The organism is Echinicola sp. 20G (genome assembly GCF_015533855.1).
Taxonomy (GTDB): domain Bacteria; phylum Bacteroidota; class Bacteroidia; order Cytophagales; family Cyclobacteriaceae; genus Echinicola.
Window position 1 is genome coordinate 5,584,120 of sequence record NZ_AP024154.1, and the last position, 17,156, is coordinate 5,601,275.

General features: G+C 33.1%; 13 protein-coding genes. All 13 read right to left on the reverse strand.

Annotated features, from left to right (window positions below):
* Nucleotides 1-626 precede the first annotated feature (626 nt).
* The 13 genes from JL001_RS22310 to JL001_RS22370 all read right to left on the reverse strand — a co-directional run bounded on the left by JL001_RS22310 (nucleotide 627) and on the right by JL001_RS22370 (nucleotide 17,148).
* Nucleotides 627-3,044, reverse strand: coding sequence for a tyrosine-protein kinase (locus JL001_RS22310; RefSeq protein WP_200980056.1), 2,418 nt, complete (start codon nucleotides 3,042-3,044; stop codon nucleotides 627-629).
* Between the two features lie 2 nt (nucleotides 3,045-3,046).
* The gene (locus JL001_RS22315) at nucleotides 3,047-3,859 is read right to left on the reverse strand and encodes a polysaccharide biosynthesis/export family protein (RefSeq protein ID WP_200980058.1); all 813 of its coding nucleotides are present in this window, start codon (nucleotides 3,857-3,859) and stop codon (nucleotides 3,047-3,049) included.
* A gap of 469 nt (nucleotides 3,860-4,328) precedes the next feature.
* Complete coding sequence (locus tag JL001_RS22320; protein ID WP_200980060.1) at nucleotides 4,329-5,234, reverse strand: hypothetical protein; 906 nt, start codon at nucleotides 5,232-5,234, stop codon at nucleotides 4,329-4,331.
* Between the two features lie 409 nt (nucleotides 5,235-5,643).
* Entirely contained in the window at nucleotides 5,644-7,371 is a 1,728-nt protein-coding gene (locus JL001_RS22325) for a capsule assembly Wzi family protein (RefSeq protein ID WP_236252945.1), read from the reverse strand.
* A gap of 43 nt (nucleotides 7,372-7,414) precedes the next feature.
* Entirely contained in the window at nucleotides 7,415-8,161 is a 747-nt protein-coding gene (locus tag JL001_RS22330) for a glycosyltransferase family 2 protein (protein WP_200980062.1), read from the reverse strand.
* 50 nt (nucleotides 8,162-8,211) lie between these two features.
* Nucleotides 8,212-9,117 carry a glycosyltransferase family A protein gene (locus JL001_RS22335; RefSeq protein ID WP_200980063.1) on the reverse strand — a complete coding sequence of 302 codons (906 nt, stop codon included), beginning with the start codon at nucleotides 9,115-9,117 and terminating at the stop codon, nucleotides 8,212-8,214.
* Between the two features lie 92 nt (nucleotides 9,118-9,209).
* Nucleotides 9,210-10,316, reverse strand: coding sequence for a glycosyltransferase (locus tag JL001_RS22340; RefSeq protein ID WP_200980064.1), 1,107 nt, complete (start codon nucleotides 10,314-10,316; stop codon nucleotides 9,210-9,212).
* Nucleotides 10,316-11,353, reverse strand: a complete 1,038-nt coding sequence (locus JL001_RS23320) for an EpsG family protein (protein WP_200980065.1) — start codon at nucleotides 11,351-11,353, stop codon at nucleotides 10,316-10,318. Before JL001_RS23320 ends, JL001_RS22340 begins: the two co-directional genes overlap by 1 nt.
* Before the next feature lie 26 nt (nucleotides 11,354-11,379).
* Nucleotides 11,380-12,477 (reverse strand): polysaccharide pyruvyl transferase family protein, encoded by a 1,098-nt coding sequence (locus JL001_RS22350; RefSeq protein ID WP_200980066.1) that lies wholly within the window; start codon nucleotides 12,475-12,477, stop codon nucleotides 11,380-11,382.
* Nucleotides 12,478-12,483: 6 nt separating this feature from the next.
* Nucleotides 12,484-13,701, reverse strand: a complete 1,218-nt coding sequence (locus tag JL001_RS22355; RefSeq protein WP_200980067.1) for a glycosyltransferase — start codon at nucleotides 13,699-13,701, stop codon at nucleotides 12,484-12,486.
* 254 nt (nucleotides 13,702-13,955) lie between these two features.
* Nucleotides 13,956-14,909 (reverse strand): glycosyltransferase family 2 protein, encoded by a 954-nt coding sequence (locus tag JL001_RS22360; RefSeq protein ID WP_200980068.1) that lies wholly within the window; start codon nucleotides 14,907-14,909, stop codon nucleotides 13,956-13,958.
* Nucleotides 14,906-16,258, reverse strand: coding sequence for a lipopolysaccharide biosynthesis protein (locus JL001_RS22365; RefSeq protein ID WP_200980069.1), 1,353 nt, complete (start codon nucleotides 16,256-16,258; stop codon nucleotides 14,906-14,908). The genes JL001_RS22360 and JL001_RS22365 overlap by 4 nt, the downstream gene beginning before the upstream one ends.
* A gap of 20 nt (nucleotides 16,259-16,278) precedes the next feature.
* Nucleotides 16,279-17,148: an NAD(P)-dependent oxidoreductase gene (locus tag JL001_RS22370; protein WP_200980070.1), complete on the reverse strand. Its 870-nt coding sequence runs from the start codon at nucleotides 17,146-17,148 to the stop codon at nucleotides 16,279-16,281.
* Nucleotides 17,149-17,156: the final 8 nt, after the last annotated feature.

Sequence of the window (17,156 nt, forward strand, 5' to 3'; positions counted from 1 at the left end):
CGCTTTGTTGCTGCTTTCGACACTACCTGAAGGTAGACAGCTTCACCATAGCCGAGGCTATGCCTCAGTCTCCAAACAGACTGCTTTCCTTGTATTTTTCAGTCCTCATAACGAACCCCAATGCATAATCCGGGTAAAAAATTCCTGGATACAATTATCCGTTTGTTTACCGGTATAATCCTTTCTATTAGTTGCAAAGCCCTTAGAAGGCATTTTCCCTGAGTACACCTTTTGATGATAATTGGAGTTTGCCTGTGATAATTCTTAGAATCCCTAAGGATCTATATTCGACTAAATTTTCACTCCATGACCTACACTAGGTGTATAGTCTATGACCAGACCTTAATATGAGGGGAACTTGTAAGCCCAGCATCCCGAAAACTTTCTTACTAAATGGGCGAGTGCTACAATGCGGTATTTAAAATACCTAAACTCAGGGAGTACTTAAATAAAATAGGTGTAGTCTGTGACTACACCTATTTATGATTGGAATTTATAATTCCAGTAATCTTATAAATATCCGATAAACTCAATGATGATACGGTATTTAAAATGACTGGTCTCCGCTAATCCCTGTTGCAAACAAGGACTGGCGGAGACCAGCAAATAGAAGCCCATGGCTAAAGTTACGCTTTCCCCAATAGCTTTTTCCACCAAGACACTTGTTCTTCTTCGTGGTAACCATAGCCACCGCCATAGCCATAGCCATAGCCATAGCTGGCGTTTTTGATATGCACATCGTTAAGTAGGCCATATAGTTTTTTGACCCCTCCCCTTTCATGGAGGTCATTAAGCAAGTCCACATTTTCTTTCCTGGAATACTCTTGCCTGAATACAAAAATATTGATATCCGCAAATCGGAAAAGTTCCTTGGTCTCTGAAACCAAGCCTACAGGTGGGCAGTCCATGATCACAACTTCGTATTGCTCTTTGATCTCCATCATGATTTCATTGAATTTCTCCTGAAGCAAGATCTCCGCAGGGTTGGGAGGGATAGGCCCTGAGAGCATCACATCCAAGTGTTCCGTCTTGGTTTTTTGCACCACATTTTTCCAAGAGACATCCGAACTTAAACATGTACTCACCCCACGGTCGTTAATCAATTTAAAGTCATCCGCAATTTTGGGCTTTCTTAAGTCTAAGCCCATCAATAAGGTCTTTTTGCCTTTTAGGGCAAAGGCCGAGGCGGTATTGACGGCACAAAAGGTCTTTCCTTCCCCTGAAATGGTAGAGGTAAAGAGGATGGTCATGTACTTTTTATTGGGACTCAAGTAAGTCATATCCGCCCTAAGGCTCCTGAAGGATTCCGTTACCGGGGATTTGGGCTTGTCCAAAACAGGATTGGCATAACCATAATTGGCACGACCAATTTTTGCTACTACAGGTACTTTCGCCAGCTTTTCCAATTCCTTTACATCTTCTATCTTGACATTAAAGAAGTCCTTGATATAGATAAAAGCTACCGGCACCAAAAAACCCATTAATAACCCCAGCAGTAAATTCACTTTGGTTTTTGGAGAAACAGGGAGGTTGCCTGCTTTGGCCCAATCAAGTACCGAATTTTTAGGCGCATTGGAAGCACGGGTTATTTCCGCTTCTGCCCGCTTTTCGAGTAGATAAACATAAATATTTTCGTTGATATTGAATTTCCTCTGAATTCCCAAAAGCCTTCTTTCAGTTTCTGGCAGGGTATTGATCTGTTGGTCAATCTGTCGAATATTGCCTTTGATTTCATCGACTAAGGATTGGGTATTACGAATAGCAGAGTTGACATTTTCCCGTAAAGCCTTTTTGGTATTCGCTATCTTACTTTTGATTTCTCTCACAGCAGGAGTCTGGTCGGAGAAGTTAGCCGATAGCCTCACCCTTTCAGATTGCAGTTCTCCCAAATTCATCACCAAAGAGTTTAACAATGGATCTGAAATCCCTATTACCGAGGGAACGACCAAGTCTTCCTCACTGTTATTGTCCAGATAATTCTGTAGCGTCTGATAGTATTTAAGGTTGATCTCCGTCTGTGACCTTTCTGTTTCAAGTTCCTGCATCCTTTCAAAGATTTGGTTACCTTCTTCACTAAGGTTAAAGACTTTATTTTGCGTTCTATATTGCTCCAACCTGTCCTCAAAGAAGGTCAAAGAATCCGTAATGCCACTTAGCTGGTTTTCTATAAAACGCACTGTATTATCCGAAGTCCGATTCTTTTCATCCAGTTCCCGCTTTAAATAAACCTCCATCAGTTTGTTCAAATAGTCTTCACCTAATCTTCTGACTGGAGTTTCCAGTTTTAAGCTTAGGATAGAAGCCTCTTTATTGATAGGGGAAACCACCAATTCTGATTTATATTGTTTGGCCAAGGAAGGGGTGTCTTGCAACTGAAAGAAAAAGCTTTCTCCAGCCATGGCAGAAACATTCTTTACCCTAAACTTAAAATTCCCTCCTTCTATCCACTGATCGTAAGGATAAGTTCCTTCCTTTAGTCCAATGACTTCTAAATCTGTCTTGTAAAAAGGATCTGCTGGATTATAGACTTGGAAAGTTTCTTCGATAAAGGACAGTTCAAAAGAACTATTGTCTTTTGCAATAAGCCTAAACATTCCTTCTACCATTTGCGGGTGCTTCCAATCTACTTCCACCATCATGGAGTGGGCGCCATACTGCCTAGTCAACCCCAAAAGCCCTTCCTGGTAAGCTTGTATATTGATATTAAGTCCCTCTACCACCTCCTCTGCAAGGGTATAAGACTTAAGGATGCCAATTTCATTTTCAATATTACTGTTAGACTTTAATAGCCCGGAAGTTTCAAACAGGTCAGTCCCCAGATTATTCTCGGCCTCCTTAACCAACACAGTACCTTCCACAGACCATGTCGGGGTACTATATCGGTTCACAAGAAATGCTGCTATGACACCTAAAATCATTGAAAATAAAATCCAAGGCCAATTCCTAAGATACCTAAATATGATATTCTTAAGGTCAAAAGTATTGTCTTGATTAAACTGAAATACGGGAGGTGGTGGTGATTGATTAGATTGAAAGTTACTCATTTTTAATTAATTAGATTAAGTACCAAAGCCACGGCCGTAATTGATGAAATGATCAAAGCCAAAGATTGGGCAGTATTTTCCCCCGCTCCCAATTCCCTCACTTTCATAGGTTCAGCGTATAGCTGGTCATTGGGCTGGATAAAATAATACGGGGATTGGATGATACTTCTATCATTAAGGTTAATAGTATGCAATTTGGTTCCATCAGGATATTGGCGGATGAGCATGATCTCATCCCTCTTGGCTACCACAGTCATGTCACCAGCATTGGCAATGGCCTCAAAGATGGTCATTCTATCCTGTAGGATCACATATTTACCTGGTTTTCTAAATTCTCCAAAAGCAGTATAACGGATCCCCCCCAGCTTTACCCGTACATAAAGCTCTGACGTAACATATGACCTTAAAGCTCTTTCAATGGAAATACGCGCCTCTTCAAGGGTCATTTCTCCTACATTGATTTTTCCCACTAGAGGTAAACGGATATCACCTTCTTTATCTACTGTATATCCGGTCATATAGTAAATATCTCCCCCTCCTTGGCCTAAGTTCATTCTATTGGTATAATTTTGGTTATCTGCTTGTCCAAACCCCTTTTCTATCAAATCTTCCGCCGTCAATACTTGCACATCAATGATATCATTGTACTGTAAGCGATACTCTGCTATATCATATGAAATCAGGCTATCCTCAGGAATGGACTGTTCCTCATCTTGTAGATAAATGATCTTTTTATTTGAAATACAAGACGTTGCCAAGGCAATAAAAAGAAGCAAATGCAGTAAAAAAAGGCGTTGATTATACGTTTTCACCATGAAGTCACTTATAAAACTGATTTTTTTGTAAATATATGAAAGATGCTTACATGAATGACAATGCCCTTATAAAATCTATAAAAAAATACCTGATTTAGGGTATCAAATATACATATTCCGAAATCAATCTCTTTTTAAATAAAAAAGCTCTTTACAGGAATATTAGGGAATTTTTAGGCTCAATATCCACGTTGGGGATAGAAACAAAAAAGTCAAACCAGAAATAAGGCTTCTCCCCGCAAGCCCTCCGCTGGCTCGCATTTCTGGCGACCCGCGCTCATTTTTCACATAAAAGTGAGCTACCCAAGGTGGGAAAAAAGTCTTTCAGCTCAATATCATTATACTATTATGAGGACTATGAAGTAGGGCGCGGTGGCCGATGCAAATCCGGGCCGGCATTTGGCCATGTGGGCGGAATGAATGTGCAGAATTCTAGAACGTAAAACTGTAATGAATTTAGAAAAGATTTCTATCTAGGTTTTCTGAATTTTTCGATAACTTTAAAATAATCCATAAAAACACTATACTGATACAAATTGTAATCAACTATTCCTAAGTATTCCTTTTCAGTCACTTCGTATTTGTCTCTATTTCTATAAGAGAAAGTCTCAGAATGCCACCAAAAAATCCCTTCAGATTTTCTTCCTTCATATTTAGTTGTAGAAATCAATTCAACAACTTCTTCAAAATATTTTTTTTGAACCAAAGCATTTCCTTTATTAGCTGCTATTGGTGTTCGATGCCAAATAAATGGATAAACAGGTTTATCATATTTTACTCCCATCTCTAATGATTGAAGTAGTTTGTTCCTTAAATAATTCAAGTTGCTTTCCTGATATTTCACCAAATTAGGATTATATACATAAAGCGATGGAGCTATAAAATCCTGAATTTCAATAATTGACTCTAGCTTTTTATTTTGTTTCCTAAACTCTTCAATACTGCCCCAATAAGATAACGTTAAAATATGATAATATCCCCACTTAATTTTAGGGCGTAATTTTTTTGCCAATTTCAATCCACAAATAAATTGTCCAATATATGAATCAACCTTTTCATCACTTGTCTGATTCCGAAAAGTTGCAATGGCCTCTCCTTCCCAATCCAATACTGCGAATCCAGTACTTGATTTATTTGGTATTTGAATTTCAATTTGCTTTTTCAATTTTAAGGTATCCAGCTTTCCTTCAGTTAGAAAAAACTGTTGATAAAATATTTCATAAACTTCTAAATTGTTTTCCTCAATAAATTTTGATTGTCCTAAAATACCTTCATCCTGCCTTATCAAAAATTTCAGACCGACTTGACAAAAAGCACCTGAAAAACAAAAGAATAGAAGAAAAATTATCAAAAAAACATTTACCAAATTTCTCATAATAAATATTATTTATTTATACCCACTTTTGCAGAATAGATCATGGGCGTATCCAAATGTTCGTTTTGGTTATAGTATTGATTATTTCGGTCTACTGACTTTTAGCTAATGTACTGATCATTAGAACAAAATTTCTAAGTGTACTGGCATCATTCTGATAATAAGAATATCATTAACCCGAAATGATATAATTCATTTAAACTTAAGTTTAGTGTTCAAATTAACTAAGCCCTCATCAATTAATCTAATATTAGAATACTTGATTTCACGGTGGAAGTTCCAATTTTTAACGAAAATAAAACAAGCCACCTCAATTTAATGAGATGGCTTGGTATAACTTATTTTCATTTGACCTTAGGATTTACGCATTGGGTCATAAGCATTTTAATTTTTACTTTTTCGCTAATTCTTAGGGTTTCAACAAATAAATCAAATGAGCTTGAGCAAATACGCTAAACTTATCCCTTCCCATTGGAAACTCTTCAGTACTATTGTCATCCAATTGCCATTGGTAATTCATCCCATTGATAAACTGGAGACGGGAACTTAATAAAAACCGATCCCACTGATAATCAAAAAGGAATCCAAAAGAAAGATCCACCCATGGTTGTCTTTCTGACTGAGAACCTAAACCTCTAAAATAGAAATCTTGATGATTGGCAAGTCTTTCTAATACTACCCCATATTTATTGAGTCGATCAATCAAAGACACCTCTATGGTTTGAACATTGCTACCCGTACCAGCTCCAGACCCCAAAGCTTGTCCAAAGTGAGTAAAGCCCCTGACAGCATTATGAGTCTGCCAAGAAGCCCCTCCTCCAAAGCCCGGATATCTCATCCAACGATTGATAGATTCCTGTTGTTGCAGGATTTCTGCTCTAACCTGAACATATTGATTTGGGTATGGTAAGGAAAACAATTTCTGGAAACCTAACAAATAGGCCCTGGCATGTTCCGGGTTCATCACAAATTCTCGAGTTGTATAAGCATGGTCTCTCCTACCATACTCAAAATACAGTTCTGCTTTAGCCTTCGAAAAGGAGTACCTTCCAAAGAACGATACTTGTTGATCCTGTCTTTTGTTATCGTAATCTGCAGAATTTCCATCAGAAAATAATTTATTTTTGACGAAACCTTCAAATATCGGAAACCAATCGGAGAATGAATCCCCTTTGTCTTTGCTGTACTGTTGAAAGGTACGGTTAACTCCTACAAATAAACCCGGAACCCATTTTGGGTTATAAGAAATGGAGAATCCATTCAAATACCTCCAATCTTCCGATAATGGCCTAAAATATTCCTCATTCAATTCCTCCCATTGACTTGGCTCATATCCTGAGGACTGTAATTTTCCCAAAAGAATTTGTCCTTCAAATGAACCTAGAAAGGTTTTGGCTGGCTTAGTGGTATTAAAGGTCAAGTGGGAGAAACCAGCAGCATTATTGGAAAAGATCAAGGCATTAAACTGGCCGGGGCCCCACCATATATTTTCTGTGGAGACTCCCATTTCAAATGAACCATAACTAAGAGTCAATTTAGACTGGCCTAAACTGAATTTAGAGTAAGGACTACTTCCAAATCGTTCTGGATTATCTCCATAATTCCAAAAAAAATAACGTGCTCTATTTATTCCCTCCGAAAAATCATTATGATACCCTTCATAAGGTTTGTTTTGAGCCCAAGTCCACTCAGGCATCAATTGAAAATTAATGAAATGAAATTTTGCTGCTATACCTCCTGAAATCCTATTTTGCAAACCCACATTAGGAATCATAGAACCATTGCCCCAACCATAAGGCCTTTCGGTATTAAAAGCCATTGTATTGATTAGAGGTAAATAGCTAATGTACTTTTGCTGGGTATCATTTGTATCAAATAGATTGGTATTGTCCACTTCGAATAGGCTGTAATCATTATAAACACCACGACCAGAAAAAAAACGAGGATGTATCGGACGTAAATTAAAACTGATGGCGGGTTCAAATTCCCCTAACAATTGCTGGCGGCGGATAGCCTCTTCAAAAACCGGAATTCCTGCTGGTAATGTTTGTGCATTTCCCGATGGAATATTTAGACACCAAACCAGAAAAATTAAAATAATTTGAATGGCCTTCATTTCTTTCCTTTCACCCCTCATTAAGAATAAAAACTTTACTGGACAAAACACCTCTCTCTTAAATCTACCTGATAAATTCTAGTATTTTAGTAAAATATCTGGAAGTAAGCATTAAATAGTTTCCATAGATACCGTTTTCTTTCAAGGCTCTTTTATTTTCTTTATTGATAATTAGGGTACTTTTTACTGAGGCAGTGCTTGTCCCTCCTGTCCTCATCCTTAAAATGGTTTCAGGTATATACTTAAAGCTCAGTTTTTCTTTGAATAAAAAACGAATCAACAATTCAAAATCTGCCGCAATTCTATAATCTGTCTTATAATAGCCAAACTTCTCGAAGTTTCTTTTATAAGTATAAAAAGTAGGGTGGGCGGGCATATAGCCTAATCTAAATTTCCAGGGAGCAAACCTTTTACTAGAATAATGCCTGATGACTTTGTTCAAATTTTTTGGTCTAACAAAGTCCACATCACCAAAAACACATTCTGCATTGGATTCCTTCAACCCTTTCACTATACTTGATATGGCATCCTTGCGATGATAAAAGTCATCGGAATTTATAATTCCTACCACATCTCCCGTGGCCATTTGTATGCCCTTGTTCATTGCATCGTATAGCCCTTTGTCTGATTCTGAAATCCACTTGGAAATCACCGCTTGATTATCTTTTATAATATCGACAGTTCTATCCTTGGATTTACCATCAATCACTATATACTCTATATTAGGATAATCTTGACTTTGTACGCTATCTATAGTGCCTTGAAGGGTTTCTTCAGAATTAAAGGTTACTGTAATTATACTAACATTCATTGCATGACAATTGGTATCTTTTATTTACTAATCCAAATCATAGGTAACAATTAAGAAAAAAATTTGCGCAATAAAAATGAAAATGAATTTATTGGAGCTAAAAGCAAATGTTTAATCCTAAAGTATTTCAGTACTACTTTCGAATTATTACTATTAAATAATATGTGTAATATAACTGCATGAGATTGTTTTTTTAGGTAAACATCAATTGAATCTCTCACCTGTAAACTATTATACCCAATTGAAGGAAGATATTCTAAAATAAGTAAATAATCATTAAATTTTAAGTTAGATATATTTTTAAATCCTTTATAACTTGCATTACCTGGGTTGAACACAACCCAGGGATCTTTACACAAAAATATCTGACCTTTTGTACAGGAGAAAAAAGAATAGAATAAAGGTGCAGAAAGCCAATTAGACATTGGTTCATTTGATATTTCTAAAAGGTTAGTACGTTTGTATACACATGATGTAATAAATACTAAAGCTCCGTAATTTTCTTTAAATATATTCAAAGCTACTTGAGTTGAATCCAAATTATCATTGTTTTCTATATGACAGCCTACTTTTCCATTAATAAAATAATTCAGAAATATAAATTCCAAGTCTCCCTTTTCTCTTATAGTTTGAAGAATAAAAGAAATCACACCATCCTGTAGTTGATCATCATCACTAACAAACCACACATATTCACTTTTTGATAAACTTAACAATAAATTAAGATTTCCAATTAACCCAATATTCTCTAAGTTCCTATAGTACTCGAAAAAATCACTTTCAGCACTCATTTGTTTTAGTACTTCTGGAGTTTCATCCTCTGAAGCATTATCTGAAACTATAAACCTTACATATTTTAATACTTCTCTATTTTGGCTTACTTCGTTCTTGAAGAATGTTAACAGAAGCTTTAAATATCTCGCTCTATTGAAAGTAGGAATACAAATTGTCAGCATTAATATTTCTGTTTTATTAATTCTATTGATACAATTATCAAAATATTAGATGATAATTAATTCAACATTTTTTAAAAATATTATATTGTAGGTTATAAATCTAAAGCTTTTCGAATAGTTTCGATCTGGCTATAGGGGTTGTATTTTTTTTCAATAATATCATATGAAGCGTATCTAACTCGCTCCCTTTCTTCATCATTAATCGTGAGCCACTTCCTAATAACTGTTGACAAATCTAAAACATCATTTTCCTTAAAAAAAGAACCATTTAATCCATCTTTTACGGCCTCGAACTCTGGCATTTGATTCATAAAATTATTATGTGTTACCACTGGAGTTCCATAAGTCAAACTATGTATCGCTGTTAATCCAATATTACCAGGGGAAACACAAACATGACTATTGTAAAACAGTTCTCCTAAAACTTTCTCATCATAGCATGCACCGTAAAACCATACATTATCGTTTAATTTGTTCTTCTCAACTATATTCTTCAAACTATTATCATCAACTGCTTTTCCCACTAAAACCAAATTACACACATTACCTGTCTCTTTTAAATTCTTAATTGCTTCAATAAGTAAATCTAGCTTTTTGACTTTTTGTATTCGACCTACATAAATAATAACTGGATAACTATTATTGAAATAGTTATAAAAAACATTAGTTTTTTTTAACTTAGATCTAATTTCAACATGATTATCAAAATCTAAAGAATTGTAAACGGGAACTAACTTACTTTCCTTTATTCCACTATCAACCATAAGTTTTTTTGAATAATCTCCATACAAAAACACCTTATTGGACAAATTAAAAAACACCTTTTTTATAGACATTTTAAGAATGCTTTCATCCCCATAAAATCCATGTGACCACAAGTAGGTTTTTTTCTTTAAAATTTTTCGAGCTAAAAGAAAATACCAATTCGAAATATTATATGGCTCTCCCGTTAGAATAAGGTGATCATACTTTAAATGTTTCACTTTCCTTATTCCCTTTTGCCAATAAAAATTCCTAAAATATTTATTTTCAAGCACTCCTTTGAACCCTTGTAAAGTATGAACTTCTAATAATTTTATTGGTGTATGTATTTTGTCACCAAAATAAAAGTGACATCCCAATTCTCTCCCCATTAATGAATATATGGGCTCTCGATAATGGGCTGCCAAATTAAAAACACAGCAGCATCTATTTTTCATTAGAATATAAATTGATAAGGAACAATACCGGCTCTATTTGTCACCAAATTATATGAAAAAAATACAAGAGCGTATAAAATAACAGCTATCCCCATTCGGATTCTAAAACGTTCCTTGAATTGATTTTCGTACACTAAATTGCACAAAAGAATAATCTCAAAGATATTAAGGTAAATTACAAACCTAGAAACCATAGGTATTACCGTGAACAAATTATTCAATAAAAGGCCTAAATATAGCATATTTAAATACCCTATTTTTTTTCTATAATTTCCAGCACATATTATAATTATAAAAAATATATTTTGTGGAATCATAAATAAATAGGTATTTAAAATATTAATAACAGTCCCCGAATAACTTTCATCATAATTGGAATATTTATCAAAGGGTAAATATGTCATTAAATATCTGAAGTAAGTCCCAAAACCAATAAAGCCAAGAACAAATGAACCAATGATTGATGACACCATGATCCTTTTACTTATCCTCACTTTCTCCGCTAAATAAATAAACGGTAAAATTAAGATACTGGAGTAATGAAACATTATTGCTAAAACGAACGACCACCAAAATTTCCTTTTAAAACCATTAAAGTAAAAATATGAGGCTAAAAAAACCATGGATACAGCTGCTCCCTGCCTTATCAGACTAAATGGAATAAAGTAATAATATAGCAATACATATAACGAAACTCCCATAATAGGCGAAATGCACTCCTTCTTAATAACATAAAAAACTCCTGAGAGTGTAATTAAACTTGTGAATATTATAACTATTAAAAAATTATTGTATACGCCTTCAACTAGGATATTTAGCAGAATCCATCCAATCTCATATTTCAACATTAGGATTGGTAAAAACTTCCATGAAAATCCAATATCAAAAGCCTCCTTATGCGACTCATAGTCAATACCGACTGAAACATCTCTTAATATGGATATTAAAAAAAGTAATATAAAAACAGGGGCTATATTAGTTTTTCTACTTAAGGATAGAAAAACTAATAACACCACCAATAATATATAAAGAAACATACTCTGAATAACTTCAATAAACTATTTTAACAAAATATCCCATCAAATTTTGTCTCTATAAGTTGATACTGTTTTTTGTTTACAGATTGAATCTTTTCTAAAATATTCTGTTGATTTTCTCCTAAAAAAGTTAAATCCTGATCTGAAATATTGTCGTAAATCAATGAACTCAATTGAATTGAGTTATAAATACTTTTGATTTTTTTGGTTTTTGGAGAGTTATTTAAAATGGCTATCGGAATTACACCAAAATTTTGACCAAGTAATAACACATGCAATCGGTTACTTATTGTATATTCCACATTTTCATAGTAGTTAATAGTGTCCCAATTAATTACTTCATTTCTAAATTTAATTGAAGGAAATTCAGCTTTAAATAAATCAAAAAGCCTTTTATTATAACTTCTATCTCTATCAACTTGAAAGAAAAACTCGATCTCTTTGTTTTGCTTCGAAAAAAACTGCAGCATGCAATGAATATTTTCCCTAAGTTTCCCGTCCCATTCATCATTTTCTAAATCACGAAACGAAACAGATATCTTATTCCGGGTACTATTGTTTTGTCTTGTGCTATTTAATGCAAAACACATATCTGGAATATATTCGACCCTGTCAAAACCATAAGAAGTAATCTCTTTTAAATTACTTTCACTTCTGACATATATACCTTCCAATAAAGAATTATATTTTTTTAATAAATCTAAATCAAATTTGCTGTTAATTATATAATCATTTCCCACAAAATATCCTTTACCTCCTTTTTTACTAAAAAGATAATATACCCAGTAGAACATAAAACTCTTTACTTTTTCTTTATTAGATACACTTGCTCCAAAAGGACCTGGACTCTTAAAAACATGCGTAAATTTGAGGCTTTTATTAAATGGTATGGTAAACATTCCTATACCCTTAACACTGGTTTTGTATTCCTTATTTAATTCTGAAACATTAGCTAGACCTTTAAGTAAAAATGTCTTAAAATAATTTGGTACATTTTTAGTGTCTACATAAACTTTCCCATATTTACATAGCATCATTAAAAAACACTTATTAATTAATAAATCACCCAAATTATCATATTGCGTAGCAACTATATAAAGGATTTTATTCTCGTTTTTTTTCATACAACCTTATAAAGTTTTAAGACTTAATACGAAGTCCTTATAATTCTTATCAGCATCATACCTTGATGCCCACACTTTCTTGATCTCTTCTCTATCTAGTTTTCTGTCTATTAAAACAGTTAATTTTTCTTTTAGCTTATTGATTTCATCATCAACATCAACCAAACAACCAACTTCATGAGTAACTATTTCACCACTTCCTCCAACATTCGTCGCTAAAACAGGAATACCATAGCTTTGCGCTTCCATTATAGATACAGGAATGCCCTCTGAAGAACTTAAATTGATAAAAACATCAATTTTATTCTCTGTATAATATCTATACACCTCTTCATTTTTAACACTCCCCATCAAGTTTATTTCTAGATTTTGTAGTTTATCCATACTATCGATATTGGATTTTAAAAAAGTCATTTCACTTCCATCACCAAAATGAGTCCAACGAACATTCATATCTGGTTTTTCTAAGGAGAAAACATAAATCAACCTAAAAATTAAATCTACCCTTTTAAGAGGTTCGATCCTGGATACCGAAATAATAGAAACACAATTATCAACTGACCCTGTTGAAATCCTGAAATTATCAAAAACTCCCAATTTCGAAACAACAATCTTATTAAGGACTTGATATTTTTTTTCCAAATAAAATTTTCCGTCATCCGAGATACTATAAAGTCTATCAATATTCAATAAAACTTCTTTTCTATATGGCCAAAATTTCTGAGTAGAATCCAAACCCTCATACAAATCGTAGCGATGGACACGAGATACAATCGAAAAAGTGAAGTCATCCTTATCTTTCAAAGATACTAAGGCATGAGTAAGTGCGTTAAACCAATAAGTATAAACAATATTACCATTTAGCAATTCGGGCATTAAAGAAAAATATTTCTTTGTCAACAAAAACCCTGACATGTACCTGTAAACCAGTATAATATCGGATAGCTTTTTGATTTCTTTTCGGTATTTCCAAATCGATTTCCATAAGGATTTGGAATAGAAAGAAACAAAAAATCTTTCCTTCATATTTTTAAACGCAGAAGAAAATGTTGTATTTACCAAAACATTTTCTGGAACTTTCCTTATTTCTCCAAATTTCTCAGACGGAAATACTACGATTTCATCAAATTCTCTAGATAAGTATTGGATTTCCGACTCTAAAAAAGCCTCAGCAGTACCGTATGGATACCTTCTGGTTATTAAAATTACTTTTTTCTTTTCCAAAGTTGTATTATTTGAAATTATACAATTTTCAACTTTACACTATTGTTAAAACAAAAATCTGCACCCTTCTTTATCATAGTTCTTGTATCCCCTGATGCAAAAATATATGTTAACACCTATCCAGATCCAGACAATCGTTTTGAAATGGCATCAGTTACTGTGCCTTAAGGTTTCAGATTCAACTGACAGGTAAACAGGTTTTCAACCATTTGAAAAAAGATTTATGTTCACTGGTATCATTGCTTATACTCTTACTATTTAAAAATCTTTAAAATAAAAACAATCGGAGTAATCGTGATTAAGCAGACCTTTAAAAAAAACTTGTCCCAATTAGACCCATAGACATTATAAAAAAAACAGGAGATTTTAAAATTATGCCTATAGCTAGCATCATTTTTACTTTTTATTCCAGCATTGACGTAATACTTCAAATATTTTAATATTGGATATCTTTCTTTGTGAATTTTAAAAATTTCTTTTCTATTAATTTCCTTATCTGGAACATCTATTAAAAATTGTATACTTTTAAAAAATGATGTCTTATCCCATTTTTTTTTCTCTTCTACCTCTGAATTAAAATTATCCACTATCATTTTTTCAGAAAGTAGGAACTGGCAATTAAGATTTTCCTCTAAGTATTTAATCAAAATAGCCAAGTGTGGGGCTGAGGAAAAACAATAATTATAGCCTGTATGGATATATGAATTAAGCTTTCTGGTATTATAGATATTTCCTGATAAGAACATTACATGGTGAATTCCTTCAATTGAATTTAAATATGCATTTATCCCTTTGCCAAAAAGTGGTCTTTTACCTGACCATTCCTTCTCCGGTTCCCATTTGTAAGAAATATTGACACAGTCTGGATTATTTTTGATATCACTTAAAATAATATTAATTCCATCATTTGCTATTCTGTCATCATCCCCCATAATAAACAACCACTCTGTCTCACATTTCTCAAAGCACTTCACAATATTTCCAAAAAGCCCAACATTATAATCATTACGAAGCACATTGATATCAACACTATTATGTTTTTCTAAAATAGGCTTTAATTTATCAGCAACATCATAGTCATCGGAAGCATTATCTAATATTAATAATTTGCATTCATCATTCAATTGATCCAATAAAAAAGGAATATTCTTAATGAGATGCTCCACCCTATTGTAAGTAGGGATTACTATGGTAAGTAATTTTGTCATCCTCTAATATTTAAATTAACAAATTCAGCTTTCTTGCTAGTAAAAATAAACGTTGCATAAGGAAGCAAACCTAGCCAATAGACAAGTAGGAGAAAAATCAACATCCCATTAAAACCAAATTCGGGAAGAATAAGAAATGACGCTATTAACATAGAAAAAGCATTAACTAAGGAATAAATTACAAATGGTTCCTTTTTAAATGCTCGTAAATATATTGCAAAACAATTAACGATTTGCATAGGAATTTGAATTAACAATAAAACAACAATATATTTTAATGATAGGAATCTATAACCAATTTCAGACCAGAAACTTAAAACATATAAGCCTAAAACAATGAATAAAGAAAAAAGTATCTGAATCATGAAACTTTGTATTAAGCTTTTTTTAAAAAAGCTATTTAATTCTCTAAACTTATCTTGAGCGACTAAAAAATTAAACTGAGGTATTTTTGTCGTTATCCATGCTTGAGAAATCCCTATAAAAGCACTAATTACTCGCATTGATAAGCCATATTTACCAGCAACTTCAGCACTTTCAAACTTATACAATACAGGTACTATCAAATTAAAGATAAAATAACCACTTGCCCAAGAAATTGCATACCGCCACTGCAGCCCTATTATTTCAGAAAACCAATTGTACTTTTTAGTCAAATTATAGTTTAAAACAGTGCTCCAGAACTTGGTATCTCTTGCATACAAATTTATTCCCATAATAAGAATACCCGCTAAATTACCAAACACCAATGCCCAAATATTGAATTTAAAAATAAGTAAAACCCAATTTCCAACCCCCATTGCTATAGAGCCTAAGAAAAGATTTTTTTGAACCTCTTTAACTTTACCTATCCCTTTATAAATACCTTGAAATACTGAAATTAATAATGAGCTTCCTCCTACAATTGAGCTAAATATCCAAGCAAAAAACACATCCTTTGACTCATTTCGGAAATAGAAATAACCAACAACTATCATGATTAGAATTGCAATAGGAACAATTTTTAAATAAAATTTTAAAGAAAATCTAATCAAGCTGACTAATTTAGATAGCCCACTATCATTTGTTCCAAGCTTTTTATCGAAATCATTAATATTTGCAAATTCATGACTTACGAATTGGGTAATTATCATTGTAAATCCCAATTCAGCAAAAATCTTAAGTGCTCCTAAATTTATGAAAGTAAACCATAGCCCTTGCTGATTTGGTAATAAATACTTTATAATAAAAAAAATAGAAATTGGTCCTTTAAGGATTGCCCAAAGTTGATTATACCCACTCCAAAGTATTTCTTGATTAACTCCTAACTTATTAATAAAAAATGAATAATATCTATTTTGCTGATTCATAAAATTTAAAGCAAAAAAACCTAAAAGGATTTCAACAATTCATTGATCCCCTCATCTAAACTATATTCTGGAAACCAACCCAAATGCTCCAACGCTGAAACATCAGCTTGATTAAACATGGGTTCCCCTTCTCTTTGAGGAAGATCCCCAAACCTTAAAACAGAAGAACTATTTGAAAGCTCTTTAATTTTCGTGATAAAATCATACACTGAAGTGCTTACTCCAGTTCCCACCTCAAATTCCGAATACTTTTTTAACCTTGAAAAATTATCAATAACTTTCTCATAAGCCTTACAGACGTCTGAAATATAAATAAAGTCTCTCTTCTGAGTACAATCGGTAAGGCTAATTGACTCTACACCTTCAGATATTTTTTTCGTGATGTTAGTTACGAACTTTGTATCTGAATCATATGGACCATATATATGGTGTAATTTCATATTGACAAGGGTACAAGATTCTTGTATATCTCTTAACCATTCAATACAGTGTTTTTTGGAAAGCGTATAATTTCCCAAATAATTATAATTAGAGGATTCATTGTTAAAGAAAGTATCCGTATTAATAAATAATTTAACTTTATATTTTTCGACATACTCCATTAACTGTACTGGCAGTTTTAAGTTGGTATCTATCAACTCATTTACAGTCTCTTTAGCTCGATATATTGTAGCCGTATGAATTACTGCAAAAATTTCATTTTCATCAAACAATTGATCAAGACTATATTTTTCATCCGAAAAATATAGTCTATATCTTTCTTTTCCCACTCTATTTAGATCACTCGAGCGCCTAACCAGACCAATTACATCGTAATTTGAATCGGATAAAACTGAAGCTAAATGGCTTCCTAAGAAACCATTTAGCCCAGTAATTAAAATTTTCTTCATCCCTTTTA